Here is a 16,043-nt window from a genome sequence, read left to right as displayed (position 1 = left end):
CTTTTTTTATTCTTTCACTTCAATTTATTCATGAAAATAGTAAAATCTTTTGAATGAATAATTGAAGTCCAAAATGCAGGCATTAATCAGCCTGCATTTTCTATCTAGCATTTATAGAGTAGATATAAGCTATATAACAAGCAAAATCTCCTATTTGCTTTCTGTTATCCTCTATAGCATCAAACCATGAAACGTCCACACCTTCTTGCCCTAGATAACGACTAAGAAGCTTTAGACAATATATTACTCGCTCATGCTTTGCTGTTCTACCTTCATCTTTTTGTTGACGCTCTTCACGTTCCCAAAGCAACCACTGGCTACGAATATGAGCATAGCTTATACTAGCTTGCAAAAAATCAGACCATACTTCTAAAATTTCCTCATCGTTACCAATATTGTTTAGAATTGTCTGATGAATTTTTTGACATTCTTCAAAAGTTAGAGCATCTTTAGCACTTAAAAATGTTGAATAATTTATATTTCTCATTTAATACCTCGTGTGTGTGCTCAATAAACTTACTTAAAAACTAGAGCTATGATTTCTAATTAGTTCTTCTAAAAATTCAGGCTCTTCATCAATCATCTCTAAATAACCATACATCAGATTAGCTTGATTATCCACATTTTTCACACGATTAAAATCTATGGTAAAAGTGTCTTTATTTATATATTGTTTTATTCTATCATTACTAGCCAAACTCACCGCAGAATTCTCTGGCCAACCTTTAATAACTAAGCTTTCTGTATCATAGTAATCTATTATAAATGTTCCATAATCAGAAAAACTAGCATGCATATACTCAGGATATTCCTTTAATTTGTATCTTTCCTTTAAATAGAAATCTTTAAATTCTATCCCTATTCTATTTGCTTCTTCTTTATAAATCTCTTCTAGTTTTGTCATAAAGGAATAATAAACTAATTTCGGTACGTTTTTAAACGAAGTGGTTCGGTACATTGGAATCAAATTATATTTAGAAAATTCTTCCAATATCTCTACTGCTCGTATTATATCCGATGAATGATTCTCAACAACAACTTTACCGTCAAATAACTTATACTGGTAACCATAACCGTCTAACATATCTAATAGATTTTTAATCTTATCTTCTACTGCCATTACTTCTCCTTTTTAAAATAAACTATCCAGCATGACACTAGATAGTTCTATATAATTACTTAGTCTCTTTCCGCTTAGTAAAGAACCCTGCCAAGCCAATCATTGCTAATAATCCGTAGCCAACTGTAACAATTGAATTTGCTACCCTAGGATTTTCTCCTGTACTTGGTAACGCAAGTTGTTCTGCTGGTTTATCTGCCGGCTTATCCGCTGGTTTATCTGCTGGCTTATCCGCTGGCTTATCCGCTAGCTTATCCGCTGGTTTATCTGCTGGCTTATCCGCTGGCTTATCCGCTGGTTTATCTGCTGGCTTATCCGCTGGTTTATCTGCTGGCTTATCCGCTGGTTTATCTGCTGGCTTATCCGCTGGTTTATCTGCTGGCTTATCCGCTGGTTTATCTGCTGGTTTATCTGCTGGCTTATCCGCTGGTTTATCTGCTGGCTTATCCGCTGGTTTATCTGCTGGCTTATTCGCTGGCTTATCCGCTGGCTTGTCAATGATAGCACTTGGATCCAACTCTGGCAATTCATCCTCAACTGGTGCGTCTTTTGGTGTTGCACCAATACCATCCGGATTTTGTTTTGTATTCAAATCACTTGGAATGTCAGCTGTGATATCCAATTCTGGCAATTCATCTACAGTTGGAGCTACTTTTGGCGTTGCTCCGATACCGTCAGGATTTTGTTTTGTATTCAAATCACTAGGGATGTCAGCGGTAATATCCAATTCTGGTAATTCATCTACTGTTGGGGCAACTTTCGGTGTTGCTGAAATGACACGGTTACCATCAGTATATACATTTAGCATCTTATCGATTGAAAAGATATCTGATTTGTATTTGTGGTCAGCTTGTGCTTGTGTCAACCGAGCTTTGGCATCCGCTAAGTCTTGCTCTGCAACTGTGATGCGTTGTTCCACGTTTGTTCTATCTGCTTCTGCCTGTGTTAAACTTGCACGCAATTGTGGTAATTGCGCGTGGACACGCATAGCATCATCACGTTTACTTGTTGCTGCGTCAATTTCACTTTGAATCGTGTTGATACGTGCAGTTACATCATTTACACGAGCTGTTGCTTTATCCAATTCTTTTTGTTTTTGAACGACTGCATCTGCTTTGTCTTGAGCTGTTGCTGTAAGCGTAGCCAAATCAGATTTTGCTTGATTTAGAGCGGTTGTTGCATTTGTGCGACCTGTAGCAATATCATTCAATTGGGCGTTTAATGCATCCAACTCTTGGGTTAAATCAGCTTTCTTCGCAACTAATGCATCACGTTCTCGCTCTTGTGTCGCTTTTTGAGCTTTCAATGCATCTAACTCTGCTTGCATTTTTGGTCTGTCATCGATGATTTGACGTTTAACAAACACATAATGAGTGTCTGCGATAAACTTCATCTTTTTACCATAGAATGTTGGGTTCATTGGGTCATCTTGATTAAAGTTGTTGCTATGGTTCCAATAATCCTTTTCATCTTGGCTTTGGTTTAGGGAATGGAACATTTGGTCATTTTCATCCCATTCATAGGTTGAACCTTTGTGCGCACTAGCGTTGAATGAACCGAAATAAGTTGTTTTGTCTTTTCCGTCAATGGTTGAAATGGCAACACCCATTTTGCCACCGGTTGGTGTCAATAAGTTTTTGCGGTGTCCGTATTTCAAACCTCGCACATTTGCGTAGTCCGAGTAGTATGTCAACAACATATCATAAGCTAACGTTTCATTAGTTACGATATGGTCAAATGTTAAATATTCACCGTCGCGACCGATAATTTGGCCTGATAGCCCGCCAAGGATGTTTTCAACGTTTTGGTCTGGTTGCACCCCTTTGATATAGCCCGGTTTGTTTGTTAAACTTGTACGGTGTGACAATAGGCCTGTTTTCTGCATTTCATCAGCTCGTTTTTGCGCGTATGCTAGGTACTCATCGTCAACTACCATATCACCCTTCAAATTGTTATTAACACGTAGTTGATTAAGCAATTTGACAAAGGCGTCTGAAATACCTTTGTTATCTACCTTGTAACGGTATGTTGGGCGTTCTTTGTATTTACGAGTTGTCCAATCATATGGCGCTTTCTTATAGGCTGCTAAAGCATCTGCGAAATCAACCATGTCTTTTGTTGCGTCAATTTCTTTGATGTCAACACCTTGGAAGTTAACTGGTTCCATTTGGTTGTTACGGAAGAATCCATGGTTATACTCATAATCATTAAGATTATCATGAGCTGTGTGATTACGTTCATCAGGGTTCAAATCTGTTGAAATAACTTTAACTCTATAGTTATCGATTTCCCCTTGTTTAGCAGCAATTTTAGTGTCTGTAGCTGTGATTTGTGCACCTTTAGCGTTCAAATCATTATCAACGTTTGAAATTTTGCTAGTTGTGTTTGTGATGTTTTTACGTACATTAGCGTCTGTGATTGCGTCAAGGTCTGCTTGTTTCGTATCCACATCAGCTTTCTTAGTGTCACGGGCATTATCAGCCTCTGTTTTTGCGGTGTTAGCATTGTCTAGTGCTGTATGCGCATCACGTTCGGCATCTTTAGCGGTATTCAAATCGTTTGTTGCGCTTGTCTTGTCTGCTGTTTTGCTGGTGATAATATCGTTTTGTGCGTCGATAATTTTGTTTGCGTTATTAGCAGTGTCGATGTCTTTATTGATGGTGTCAATTTTGTCATCAGCTTTTACCTTGTCAGTTTTTGCTCTGTCTACAGTACCTTGTTTTGCGTCGACATCAGCTTGGGCGCTGTTCACATTAGCTTTTGCCGTGTTCACGTCTTGTTCTGTAACATGAACAGGTGCCGTTTTCACAGTAGGTTTGGGTTGACCAGAATCAACCTCTTCTGCTTGGACAGTTGTATTTGCAACACCAGTCCCAACAAGAATAGTTGTTAAGCCAGCGCTTAATAAAATATCTTTTTTATTCATATTGTCTCCTTTATAAAAGTCGTTAACAAAACCAAGAAGCAAGCGCTTCCTCATTCGATTTATAGACTCATTTAAAATATTCCTACTATATTATACCACCCCCCGAAATGCTTTTGTCAAGCCATTTCCGAGGATTTTATAATTTATTTTTCCCGAACTTTACTATAAATTATAAGTTGAAGAAACTCTCATTTTTTCTTTTAGAAAACAAAAAAACAGCCAAGAAAAGCTCAACTGTTTACATTTTTAATAATGCATAAATTTTTATGCACTGCCCCATTCTAGTTAGTTTCGGGTACCCGAAACTAACTTATCTCAACGGGGCTACGCCCCGACTCCCCTTTTTCTTTATGAAAAAAATTTTTTTCTTATCTCTTGCCCATCTCTTATCTTATTTCCCTAAAGGGAGTATAACCTAAAAATTAACACTCTGTCAAGTGTTTTTATGTTACATTTTTGTTAATTTTTGATGACATAAAATCACTTGACCTTAACTCCCTTTAGCCACGCGTGGCATTTCAATATATATAAGAGATGGGCACTATGAGATAAATCAACATATAGTTGTTAAATACAACTATTACTCCTGTAGAATAAAAATTATTCTCCTCCTTAATAAGAAAGGTCAAAAATATGGCATTCACAGTCAAATCATCAAGCTATTATAGCTCAGAAAATGCTGAGAAACTTCTTGGAAATGAATCAACTTATATTGTAGGACTGCAAATAGAAACACAGTATGAATATAAAGACGATAAACGGACAGATAAAGTTATTGGTTATCAGATTTGGATTGCTACGGATACTCATAATCCTTTTAAAGTGAAGTTTCTTCCGGATAACAAACCAGATTTATCTGAATTTAACATTGGTGAGAAAATAGCATTTGATAAATTAGAAGCAATTCAGATTAAATCAAATGCGTATTTCCGTGCCACAGGCATTCACAAAGCTTAGGGGGTAGTTTATGACTATCCCTATTAAAATGCCTATGTCTGAAAATGAATTAGCTAAATTCATTACAAGCAATCTCAACAATACACTAGATATAAACGGAGAAACGAGCTTTACAAACTCTTTCTCCATTTCTTTAGAAGCAGAAGATAAGGGAATGTTTTTCATTCCCAATCTTCCTGTTTCCTATGTTTTAGATAAAAACCTGTATTTTAAGATAGCAGATATCTGTTCTGGCATTCTTTACCCGTATAAAACGCTTATGTTACAAAGTAATGCGATTTTCATCCCCTACAAGACAGGTGACCCTAATCTTGCTAGAGGTTTTTTCTTCCCTTGGGTAAATGGTATTCCAACTCGACTAACTATTCCTGATATCCAACATTTTATAAATCAAGAAGTTAGCGAAATTAGGATTCCGCTCATGTCAAACCAAGTTAGTATCAATCTAAATGATGTTGTTCATTTAGCTATCAGTGGTTCATCTGGTTCAGGAAAAAGTTATTTCCTAGAATACCTTATTCGGTGTATTCGTAAAATAACTGACGATATTGTAGCCGTAGACCCTAAACGTGCCGATATTTATTCTCTAGGTCGTGAATTAAATCTGTCTGTCCTATCTCCGAAAAGAGGGGCTAACTTAAATAGTTTTATCACAGAAGTAAATGAAATTCTGGGGGATGCTATCAATAAGATTTATGAACGTCAAGAAATACTTTTAGAAAACCCAAAAGCTACATTAAAACGCAAATATATTATCATAGATGAGCTACTTGCTCTTGTTCAGGGCTCTTCAAAACAAGCACGAGATACGTTTGCACAACTATTAGGAACTGTGGCTCTTCTAGGTAGAGCTACCAAAGTTTCACTTATCCTAGTTTCCCAACGTTTTGATGCTACCGCATTTGGAGGAAATCTAGCAGTTAGAGAACAAATTAACTGTTCTATTATTTTGGGAGAGATAAATACTAACACCACTCAGTTTTTATTGCCAAACGCTCATATTGAAAATATTGTTGTCCCTAGCGGAATAGGGACAGGAATTGTCAAATTTAGTGATGGAAAGCATGACAGCAACATCATGCCACTCCTCACCCCATACTATAACAAGAGGTGCTTATGATAAACAAGTATAATCTATTCAAAATCTTATGTATAGGAACTGTAGTAAGCTGTTTTCCTATATTTATACTTATCTTGATTCAACAGAATCTGAACATTGAAATTAATTATCAAAATGTTATTTTTCTTTTCTATCCTTTGATAATTTTTTCAATCCTACTTTTCTCTCTTTTCCTTTATCACTGGTTTAAAAGTGATATAAAATACATGCTCAAAGGATTACGAGCAACCTACGAACTGAGAAAATTTGCCCATTTTGAGTCCGATTCTATTCTCGATACTCAAAATAAACAGATTTCTACTCAAAAATCAATCGTCAACAAGGCCAATCGTTCTTTGTTAACCTTATCGATGATTTATACAAAAGATGGGGCTATATTACGGTGGAAAGTTCCAAACAATCATGAAAGTTTCTTGAAAGTACAAGAAATATTCCCTGCTATTAAAACAAAATTACACACTATGGAACCCGACTTGTTCTTTACCAATATAGCGCCTAGTGATGGTCGTTGGTATCAAGCAACAGGCTCTTACAATCATAGTAGATTGAAATAAAATATGAACAAATAGACTATAAAATCGGTGGAAGGACTTTGTCAAAGACAAAAAGTCCTTCCACCATTTTTTTATATTACAAAACTGTGCCAATGATACTACTTACTCTAAATATCCTTAATACTAACAATACTGCGAGACTGGTCTTGGCATTGTCTCACATTCAAACTGTGCCAATGTGCCAAAAACAAAACGAAAGGAAATTCTTGAAATGTCTTCAGAGAAAAAAACAAATAAAAAAATCCCTAAACAGCGTGCAATCATGTATACACAACAAATGCGACTAGCTATTTTATCTGATTGGAAAAAAGAAATTGATAGAATCGTTAAGTTATTAGAGCCATTACTCTGGGCAGGAATTTTACATGATAAAGATGTTAATGAAGATGGAGAAACTGTAGAACCCCATATTCATCTCATGATGTATTTCAAACATGCTCGTAGCCCACATAGCATAGCTTGGGAAATTAATGAACGAAATGGTAAGCGTGAAGATTCTCAAATCGAACGATTAGAATTCTTCAAGCATCCTAATAATGGTTTTAGTTATCTTGTTCACCAAACTAAAGATGCTCAAAATAAATATCAGTACCCTATTTCGGAAGTAATAAGTAACTTTGATTTTGCTAAAAAATTAGAAAATATTCGAAAACAAGTAGAGCGAAACCAAAGTAAAAAAGAAGGGGAACTAATACGAGAATATCTAGATATGCTTTATGACGGTTTATTAACTCTAGAAGAGATTGAATCTGAGCTAACGGGAAGTCAATATGTGAAAGCAAGTACGCGACTTAAAGCTGTTGCTGAAAAAAGGCAAGAAAGATTAGGGAGAGAATTCCTGAATCGTATGAAGTATGAACAAAAGACAAAGCAAGTAGTCTATATCTATGGTGAGTCTGGACTTGGTAAGACAAGACTGGCTAAGACTTATGCAGAAAATAAAAATACTTCTTATTTTGTAACAGGCTCAAGTCGCGACCCTTTTCAGAGTTATCAAAACCAGGAAACTATCATTATTGACGAACTGCGACCAGATAGCTTTCGATATGATGACCTTTTGAAAATTCTAGACCCTTATAATTTCGATGTTTTCTTACCTTCTAGATATATAGATAAGGCATTAACCGCTGAACTAATATTCATAACTAGCCCCTACTCACCAAAGGAGTTGTATGATAATTTTCAAACCAGTAAACGAATTGACAGTTTCGACCAGCTAGAACGACGAATACAAACAGCCATACTGGTTGAAAAGGATAATATCTTTTATACACACTATAACAATGAGAGTCGGGAATACGAAAAAGATGTCAGCAACTTTTTCACGAACCCCTTTGAACCTCAACCAATACATCGTGCTAATAGCTTCTTCACACAGTTTGAAACAACTATTCAAAGAAAGGAATAACAATAATGAACTCAGAACTATTTGAAATTAAAAACCTACTACTAAATCTCTTACAAATCCTACAACAGGAAACCCACATCTTCAATTATTGTGGTCTATATACCCAAAAAGACCTGTTGAATCTCCTTCAAATTTCTCCGAATACATTAAAATCTTGGGAAGAAAAAGGACTAAAACGACTGGAACCACCTATAGAAGGAACCAGAACTGTTTACTATAAACTTGAAAATGTTCTCCAATTCTTAGAGAAATAACATGAATTATGCTAAAATAGAACTGTCTGTTATGTATAGAAAATGTTCTATTTTAGCCTTTTTATTTTATATCCGTATAATGAAAGGGCATTATGACATCTGAAACTATAACTTACAATAACAAAAAGGTTATCAAAAAAACAAATTCAAACGGAGAGGTTAGTTATATTTTACGAGGCCTTTACTTAGGTATCGATGAAAAAACAGGCAAACAAGTAACAACGTCTATAACAGCTAAAACACTACGGCAACTTGACCGTAAAATCCTAACGGCTAGAGTTAATTTTGAAAAAGCAGGTGGAACGAGGAAAGAAGATAAACAATTATCCACTTTTTCTGAACTTGCAGAAGAATGGTTCAATAATTATCAAGTTTGGGTTACTTCTCATAATACAATCAATAGAGTGAAGGGATACGTATATAATTACATCATCCCTGCATTCGGAGATTACATTCCTGAAAAAATCACATCTGCTGACATTCAAAGATGGGTTAACAATCTCGCCCAAAAAGCTAGAACATCGATTGAATCAGGGAAAAAGCGTGCTGAAAAAGGTAGTGCAAAAGACTTTGGAGCAGTCACTCACAAACTTAGTGATATTTTCGATTTTGGCATCACACATTTTGGATTAACTAAAAACCCAGTGAAAACTATCAAAATCCCTCCAAAGCCTAAATTAGCTTCTCGTAGAACTATGGTCTTGCATGATGAAGAATTAAAAACATGGTTATCATTCTTAAAAACTTTACCTAATAACAGAGCTAATCGACGATTTATTACCATCTGCAATTCCTTACTCGCTTCTGCATTGCGAATCAATGAGCTTCTAGCATTAGAAATAAATGACTTGGATTTCACAAACAATGAAATTATTGTAAATAAAACATTGATGTGGAAAAGCGCCAATAAGAAACTTGGTACTAAAGGATGTATGATTTGTAAACCAACCGCAAAAACCGATTCTGGTAATCGTCAGGTTCCCGTTCCAAACTCTACTCTCACTGACCTTAGGGATTTCTATACAGAAATGAATAACTATTTCAAAAAGCAAGGTCTACCTCAATCCAAGTTAATCTTTCCAACGATTTATGGAAATTATATGTGCGATAGAAACGAACGTGCTACTTTAAAAAAACGACTAACTTCTCTTGGCTTACCTGATTACGGTTTCCATATTTTCAGACATACTCATGCTTCAATGATGTTAAATGCTGGGGCAAACTGGAAAGAACTACAAGTTCGTATGGGACATAAATCTATCAACACAACTATGGATACATACGCCGAGTTAGCACCGAAGAAGAAATTAGAGGCAGTAAATATTTATTTAGATAAAATAGCTGAACTATCTACTTAATCGTCTCTACATTTGTCTCTACATTTTTTCTTCAATAAATTACAAAGCCTTTAAAATAAAGGTTTTGAGGGGTTATATAGAACTCTGTCTACTCCTTACAGAGGTTAAGTAAGCATTCAATACGAATCAATACAGAAGAAAAACGCATTCAAGCGTTTTTTCTTTTTGTTTAATTCAGTACATTGAAAGAAAAATCATTCGAATGACTACATTTTTGACTATATTTGTTAAGCAATCAAAAGTAATTAACATTTCATAGCGAGTAATTCTATTTAAACTTGTCTCACTATCTATTTTTTCTTATCTCTGTGTTATAATAAAATAGATTTTAAATCCATCTATTTTATTATTGAAAATTCGACATTTTTCAATTGAATTTTGATTACAAATATTCGCGTGATTTTCGCGTGATTTTCGCGTGAATATTTTAAAATATATCTTATAAATACGATGAAATCAACGATTTTAATTATCTATCAAATTTACTTTTTCGCGTGACAATCATTTTAAAAAATAAATTTCAGTAACATTATATTTTAGAAAGGAAAAATATGGACTTAAAATTTGAAGGGGTTGATTTAGAGTACAAAAAAGCTAAAAACAATCTTCCAGAGTCTTTCTGGGAAACCTACTCAGCATTTGCAAATACAAATGGCGGGAAAATAATTCTCGGGATAGACGAAAAAAATATTGACCCCTACCAAGGAGTCAATAATCCTCAAAAAATACGAGACAATTTATTCGCTTTAGTCGCAAACAAACAAAAAGTTAGTTGTAACCTACTTACCGATAATGATATTGAATACATTGACATTCCAGACAAAAATAAACAACTCATTGTAGTCACTGTAAGAGAAGCGAATCCTCACCAAAAACCCGTCCATCTAAAAAATGATTATCGTGAGTCATATAAAAGATTAGGTGAAGGCGATGTTCGACTTGATAAAGAAGAACTTAAATATCTGATGACTAGTTCTCATGATGATATTGATAGTGAGTTACTTAATAATTTTGACGAAAATGATTTAAATTTAGATACAATAGAACATTACAAGCAACTATTAATTGAACTTACTGGTAATACAAAATATAATAGCATTTCGTTGAGAGATTTTCTAATCGAAATTGGTGTATTTAAAAAAGACAGGATTGATAATACATATAAATTAACCGCAGGAGGACTAATATTTTTTGGAAAGTACAACTCTATTATTTCTCGTTATCCCAAATTTCAATTAGACTATTTTGAAAAAGATACCTCTCTTTCAACTAGGTGGAACGATAGAATTTCAACAGGGGATATGATGTACCCTGATTTAAACATGTTCGATTTTTTCAATTTAGCATATAAGAAATTAACTACTACAACAAATGATAGATTTGAGTTTAATAACGAATCTGCCCACCGTTTACCATTCAAGAAAGACCTATCTGAATCTATACGTGAAGCTTTAGTGAACTGCTTAATGCATGCTTACTATGACTTTGATTCTCCTATAGTTATTACAGCTTATCAAGACTTCTATGAATTTAAAAATCCAGGTAAGATGAAAATTTCTATTCCCGAATTTATACATGGTGGAACTTCCAAAACGCGAAATAGTACAATCTCTTCATTATTCCGTAGAATTGGGATGTCCGAAAAAGCCGGATCAGGTGGACCAAAAATTTTTGATATTTCCGAAAAATATAAACTAAAAATTCCTGAGGTGAGCACTACCTTTGATAGTACTGTTGTTACAATCTGGAAAGTAGACTTATTGTCTTCTTATACAAATACATCAGATAATGAAAAGATAATACTTGAATATATCATTAAAAATGGTAGCATTACTAAAAATGACGTCCTCGAAAATTCTCTCATGACTGAGTATAAATTTAGAGAAAATTTGAAATCTCTACAAAATAAAAAGTATATTGAGATAGAAGGTAAGGGACGATCTACAAGATATGTTCTCCCTAAAAGCTCAACCGAACAATACCACATCATTAAACAACAAATCAAAAATCTTGGAGATTTCATGACTAAATATTAAATATTTTATTTTCATTCCTAAAAATTTTTGAAATAATATGGTCTTTTCCCAAATTTGCGGAAACCAAAGCGCAGGCTCAAGTGAACCTGCGTTTTTTCATTCTTCCCCTACTCTCTAAATCTCATTCAACTTTTCGAGATAGGCGCTTAATTCTGCTTGGGCTTCTGGTGTTGTGCCTACTAGCTGGCTGCGCATGTGTGCGAGTCTGGTTTCTACCTCTCCAATCTCTTTATCAATCTCTGCGAGCTGATCGGCGAGGTCGGCGAGGGGAACTACGGGTTCTTCCTCAAAGGTATCAACATAGCGTGGAATGTTGAGGTTGTAGTCATTTTCAACAATCTCTTCAAAGCTGGCTAGATGGGCAAACTTCTCGACATTCTCGCGTTTTTGATAAGTCTCCAAAATCTTAGCAATATGGTCTTCGGTCATATTGTTTTGATTTTTCCCTTTTTCAAACTCTTTTGAGGCATCGATAAAGAAGACATCCTTGTTAGTGCGATTCTTTTTAAGGATGATAATAGTTGTCGGGATAGAGGTATTGTAGAAGATATTTGCTGGCAAGCCGATAACTGTATCAATAGCGCCTTCTTCTAATAGATGCTGGCGAATCTTTTGCTCGGCTGCTCCTCGAAAGAGAACTCCGTGAGGAAGTACGATAGCCATGACACCATTATGCTTGAGGTGGTAAAAACCGTGAAGCAGGAAGGCAAAATCTGCTTTTGACTTAGGTGCAAGAACTCCATAACTTGAAAAGCGAGGATCTTGCAGGAAGCCACTATCTGCTGACCACTTCAGTGAATAGGGTGGGTTCATCAAAACCCCATCAAAGTCTGTCGGCTCGGTCGTCGGCCAATCTTCGTCTAGTGTATCGTGATTGCTGAGGTGATAATTCTCAATCGCAACTCCATGAAGCATCATATTCATGCGAGCAAGGTTGAAAGTCGAAGTAATCAACTCTTGGCCGTAGTAAGAAATCGTCGAAGCTTCCTTACTATAGCGCTTGGCATTGAGCAAGAGAGAACCAGAACCCATGGTTGGGTCGTAAACCGACATGCCCTTTTGATGCTCGCGCCCTGCAAAGACAATCTGAGTCATGAGGTGAGAGACTGCTTGAGGTGTATAGAACTCTCCAGCCTTTTTACCAGAATCACTGGCAAACTGGCCAATCAAGTACTCATAAGCATCACCCAAGATATCACCAGCATGACCAGACACATTGAGGTCGTTGAGCTGTTTCATAACCTCAGAGATGGTTTTATTTTGCTTTTGTGGTGTGTTGCCTAGCTTTTTCGCATAGAGATCGATATCTTCGAAGAGATTTTCAAATTTTTCATTAGCCTGCTCGATATCACGGAAACTTTGGGCTAGAGATTCTAGCTGGAAGGTTCCTTCATGGATAGACTGAACCAGCTTGGTGAAGGTTAGAGAAGGCTCAATCACATAGCCCAGCTCGTCATTTAAGACCTCGATGAGGTCTTCACGGACATCTGCATCCGCAAAGTTTTCCTCGTAGAGAAGCTGTGCTTGCTGGAAGGACTCAAAAGTCTCGTCCAAGTTATCACAGACGGCTTGGAGGATGTTGTCGGATAGGTACTTGTAGAAAATCAAGCCCAAGAGGTAGGACTTGTATTCATTGGCTTCCATCTGGCCACGCAGGATATCTGCCGCATTCCAGAGGGATTGGTAGAGTTCTCTTGATAAATCTGTTTGTGACATAGGGTCTCCTATCAATTTATGTTGTTAGTAGTATTCCATGTTTTAAAATATTTTTCTTTTTTATATTTTCCTTAAATAGTGCGGACGGGAGGTAAAATTATCCAGTGGATGATTTTAGAAATCCAAGGAATTTCATCCCTAATTTTTGAGCCCAGAGTCTAAAAAATCCCGTCCTATACAATAACTTTGTTATTGTATAGGATACCACCATGGCGGAAAATATCCTCTAAAAGCTCACTTCGTTCGCACTCATTTTACGATAAACTCTTTTAAAAACGAATCACTGGGCTTTTGACGGTCTTTGTATCTTAGATAAACATTTTTCTGAGTAGGGTTTGTTTGCTTTCTTTGAGCTGGTTGACTTTTTCCTCTTGCTTGGCAATAGCTTTGTCTAGATCTTGGAAGAAAGAACCGATGGCTTCTTGTTCAGGGAGAGAAGGTAAGGAAGATAGTTCATTCTTCAATAAAGAATAATGACGTTTATACCCTTGGGATTTAGGCAGATATCTTTCTAACATTATAAACAAAAATGACTGAGTAGTTAAATCTGAGTGTAATATTTTTATACCATCTGTAGCTAATAAAAAAGGAGTCTCAGGTTTAAATAAAGATAATGTATGGTCACCAAAAAGAATAACATTACTAAAATTATTAAATGGTTTATTATCTGAAAAACCTACAATAGGAATGTCCCCTTGTTGTATTACAGGATTATTTCCCTCTTTAGAATACTCGGTAATATAATTTTTGGAACTAATAGATTTTATTATTTCCCCCAACTTCACTTCCTTCCACTCATCTTCAAATCCTGCGAAGCGAAGGGCTGGTTTGGTTTGTCCTTTGGCTGGGAAGAGGAGCTTGAGGTAGGTTTTCTTCTGCTCTTTGAGCACCTCTAACTTACGCTGTTGAAGGCTAATAAGCTGGTCAATATCTTGAAAGAAAGAACCAATGGCAGTTTGCTCGAGGAGGGAGGGAAGAGTTGCAATTACTTTTTTAAAATCTGTCTTATTTATTTTGTCTTGTACACCTGGTGTCTTCCTCATAGCAATTTGATCTTGAATATTTGCTGTCAGCATCATAAAATATAAAAACTGATTATTACTTGAAGTACTTCGTATGAGCACGGAATTGGGAGCTAACGTCATAGGTCTATCTAATTCAGGAACTTGGAAAAATCTCCCAACTGTCCCTACATTCGACATCAATATGTCATCTTTAAACAATCTACTCTTAGATAAAAAATTGTAACCTTTCTCATCTGTATAAAGCCATGGTCCCTTCCAACTATTTGAGGCGTCCTGCAATCTAATCATATATGCGAAATTATCTTTTTCATAAGTTTTCACATTATTTCTTAGAGATTCAAAACTCCCATTAGCTACATAATCAGTAACAATATCAAACACTTCCCCCAACTTCACTTCCTTCCAGTCATCTTCAAGTCCTGTAAAACGATAACTTGGTTGTTTTGTCATATATTTCCTCCAACTATTTCATCTTTATTTGTATCTATAAATTGCAATTGATAAGCTTTATGAGAACCCCATACCTTAAGTGTTTTCTTAATAGCATATTCATACTTCTTATCAAACTGGTCTACATAAATGCTCACATCCGGTGTCTGTTTAAAGATTTCTTTAAAGTACGGAGCATCCACTCCATTCTCATCCCGAATACCAAAACCAATAAAGTAGATTTCTTTGATAGAACTTAAATTTTTGAAAAAGTAGTCGTATTTTCTAATTCGCTTATGGACTGGCTTTCTATTAGCAGCAGACAATCTGTACATAGCCTGAGATAAAATATCCGCTCCTTCTGGTATGACTATCGAATCTTCCCCATGACCAAATATAAGAACTCCATCATCCAAATCGCCATGAATGTGAATGATGTTAGAAGAAGGAATGCCGTAAAAATCTTCTAGAGTACGAGTATAATTGAAATTCAAAAATCTTGCATCTCTATTAATTAGAATTGTTTCTTTTGCAATCGGGAAATAAGAGGTAAATTTCCTCATGCTCAATTGACTTTTCCATAGCTCATAGGTTTCTTTAATCCATTGTTTAAATAACTTGTTCAATTGATGATGAACATACTTACTGAGTTTATCCGCTACCTCTTTGGCAAGTTCTTTTCTAGACTCAGTGTCCTCTTTACTATCGTTCGTCACATGGTAAGGAGTGCTAGCGTTCATAAAAGGAAAGCAAGCTAGTTTTTCTTCAAAATCACTCCAAAACATCTCTGGATCTGTAATCTGTAAAAGGATTTGATAAAGCAATCTCAACTTCTCCTGACTGTCAGAACCACTCAAGATTTCCATCACTTTTTCTGCAAATAATTCACTCTTATATATTTTGTTATCACTGTTTTTTAGATAATCTTTAATAGAATCCAAACTTTGCAACGACTCTAACAGTTCATCTTTTCCATAGGCCTGCTGAAAAACAAACTTTTTGAAATATAGATAATTTGTCTTTAAATCATGTGCCATATCAAAACCATTTCCGATAATAAATAATTTTTCCACTATATCCCCCTTTCTATTCTCCAATTTTTCTTATTTCTACACTTCAGGTTTTCTTTTTTGATTTCTA

General features: G+C 35.6%; 13 protein-coding genes. 7 read left to right on the top strand and 6 right to left on the bottom strand.

The annotated features are described in order from the left end of the window. Nucleotides 1-100 precede the first annotated feature (100 nt). From O3650_RS05045 to O3650_RS05035, 3 genes are read right to left on the bottom strand one after another with little or no spacing between them, the layout of a single operon-like run. Nucleotides 101-487, bottom strand: a complete 387-nt coding sequence (locus O3650_RS05045; RefSeq protein ID WP_060806230.1) for a hypothetical protein — start codon at nucleotides 485-487, stop codon at nucleotides 101-103. A 33-nt stretch (nucleotides 488-520) separates the two neighbouring features. Beyond that, nucleotides 521-1,120, bottom strand: coding sequence for a hypothetical protein (locus O3650_RS05040; RefSeq protein ID WP_203176199.1), 600 nt, complete (start codon nucleotides 1,118-1,120; stop codon nucleotides 521-523). Nucleotides 1,121-1,175: 55 nt separating this feature from the next. Next, entirely contained in the window at nucleotides 1,176-4,046 is a 2,871-nt protein-coding gene (locus O3650_RS05035; RefSeq protein WP_371491727.1) for a hypothetical protein, read from the bottom strand. Between the two features lie 633 nt (nucleotides 4,047-4,679). On the opposite strand from O3650_RS05035, the gene O3650_RS05030 reads away from it, so the two are divergent. The 7 genes from O3650_RS05030 to O3650_RS05000 all read left to right on the top strand — a co-directional run bounded on the left by O3650_RS05030 (nucleotide 4,680) and on the right by O3650_RS05000 (nucleotide 11,733). Next, a complete protein-coding gene (locus O3650_RS05030) occupies nucleotides 4,680-5,003 on the top strand; it encodes a hypothetical protein (protein ID WP_203176195.1) in 324 nt (107 codons plus the stop codon). A gap of 10 nt (nucleotides 5,004-5,013) precedes the next feature. Beyond that, nucleotides 5,014-6,123: a helicase HerA domain-containing protein gene (locus O3650_RS05025; protein ID WP_261083208.1), complete on the top strand. Its 1,110-nt coding sequence runs from the start codon at nucleotides 5,014-5,016 to the stop codon at nucleotides 6,121-6,123. 206 nt (nucleotides 6,124-6,329) lie between these two features. After that, entirely contained in the window at nucleotides 6,330-6,677 is a 348-nt protein-coding gene (locus tag O3650_RS05020; protein WP_125420743.1) for a hypothetical protein, read from the top strand. Nucleotides 6,678-6,888: 211 nt separating this feature from the next. Continuing rightward, entirely contained in the window at nucleotides 6,889-8,085 is a 1,197-nt protein-coding gene (locus O3650_RS05015) for a Rep family protein (protein ID WP_203176191.1), read from the top strand. A gap of 5 nt (nucleotides 8,086-8,090) precedes the next feature. Then, on the top strand, nucleotides 8,091-8,339 hold the full coding sequence (locus O3650_RS05010; RefSeq protein ID WP_001083626.1) for a MerR family transcriptional regulator: 249 nt from the start codon (nucleotides 8,091-8,093) through the stop codon (nucleotides 8,337-8,339). Between the two features lie 92 nt (nucleotides 8,340-8,431). Beyond that, nucleotides 8,432-9,697, top strand: a complete 1,266-nt coding sequence (locus tag O3650_RS05005) for a site-specific integrase (protein WP_203176189.1) — start codon at nucleotides 8,432-8,434, stop codon at nucleotides 9,695-9,697. A 551-nt stretch (nucleotides 9,698-10,248) separates the two neighbouring features. After that, complete coding sequence (locus O3650_RS05000) at nucleotides 10,249-11,733, top strand: RNA-binding domain-containing protein (RefSeq protein ID WP_101782251.1); 1,485 nt, start codon at nucleotides 10,249-10,251, stop codon at nucleotides 11,731-11,733. A 114-nt stretch (nucleotides 11,734-11,847) separates the two neighbouring features. Here the strand turns inward: O3650_RS05000 and O3650_RS04995 are convergent, their stop codons facing one another. The 3 genes from O3650_RS04995 to O3650_RS04985 all read right to left on the bottom strand — a co-directional run bounded on the left by O3650_RS04995 (nucleotide 11,848) and on the right by O3650_RS04985 (nucleotide 15,976). Beyond that, the gene (locus tag O3650_RS04995; protein ID WP_101785784.1) at nucleotides 11,848-13,449 is read right to left on the bottom strand and encodes a type I restriction-modification system subunit M; all 1,602 of its coding nucleotides are present in this window, start codon (nucleotides 13,447-13,449) and stop codon (nucleotides 11,848-11,850) included. A 308-nt stretch (nucleotides 13,450-13,757) separates the two neighbouring features. Continuing rightward, nucleotides 13,758-14,924, bottom strand: coding sequence for a restriction endonuclease subunit S (locus O3650_RS04990; protein ID WP_203176187.1), 1,167 nt, complete (start codon nucleotides 14,922-14,924; stop codon nucleotides 13,758-13,760). Further along, a complete protein-coding gene (locus O3650_RS04985) occupies nucleotides 14,921-15,976 on the bottom strand; it encodes an AbiH family protein (protein WP_203176185.1) in 1,056 nt (351 codons plus the stop codon). Before O3650_RS04985 ends, O3650_RS04990 begins: the two co-directional genes overlap by 4 nt. Nucleotides 15,977-16,043: the final 67 nt, after the last annotated feature.

It is taken from the genome of Streptococcus sp. 20925_1_24, from assembly GCF_041432335.1.
Taxonomy (GTDB): Bacteria; Bacillota; Bacilli; order Lactobacillales; family Streptococcaceae; genus Streptococcus; species Streptococcus mitis_BM.
Note: the sequence above shows the minus strand (reverse complement) of the source record. Positions and strands in the feature narration are given on the sequence as shown.

Coding starts and splice junctions, on each gene's coding strand:
- O3650_RS05025 (WP_261083208.1), top strand. CDS start 5,014: ATGACTATCCCTATTAAAATGCCTATGTCTGAAAATGAATTAGCTAAA.
- O3650_RS05035 (WP_371491727.1), bottom strand. CDS start 4,046: ATGAATAAAAAAGATATTTTATTAAGCGCTGGCTTAACAACTATTCTT.
- O3650_RS05030 (WP_203176195.1), top strand. CDS start 4,680: ATGGCATTCACAGTCAAATCATCAAGCTATTATAGCTCAGAAAATGCT.
- O3650_RS04995 (WP_101785784.1), bottom strand. CDS start 13,449: ATGTCACAAACAGATTTATCAAGAGAACTCTACCAATCCCTCTGGAAT.
- O3650_RS05020 (WP_125420743.1), top strand. CDS start 6,330: ATGCTCAAAGGATTACGAGCAACCTACGAACTGAGAAAATTTGCCCAT.
- O3650_RS05045 (WP_060806230.1), bottom strand. CDS start 487: ATGAGAAATATAAATTATTCAACATTTTTAAGTGCTAAAGATGCTCTA.
- O3650_RS05040 (WP_203176199.1), bottom strand. CDS start 1,120: ATGGCAGTAGAAGATAAGATTAAAAATCTATTAGATATGTTAGACGGT.
- O3650_RS05005 (WP_203176189.1), top strand. CDS start 8,432: ATGACATCTGAAACTATAACTTACAATAACAAAAAGGTTATCAAAAAA.
- O3650_RS04990 (WP_203176187.1), bottom strand. CDS start 14,924: ATGACAAAACAACCAAGTTATCGTTTTACAGGACTTGAAGATGACTGG.
- O3650_RS05010 (WP_001083626.1), top strand. CDS start 8,091: ATGAACTCAGAACTATTTGAAATTAAAAACCTACTACTAAATCTCTTA.
- O3650_RS05015 (WP_203176191.1), top strand. CDS start 6,889: ATGTCTTCAGAGAAAAAAACAAATAAAAAAATCCCTAAACAGCGTGCA.
- O3650_RS05000 (WP_101782251.1), top strand. CDS start 10,249: ATGGACTTAAAATTTGAAGGGGTTGATTTAGAGTACAAAAAAGCTAAA.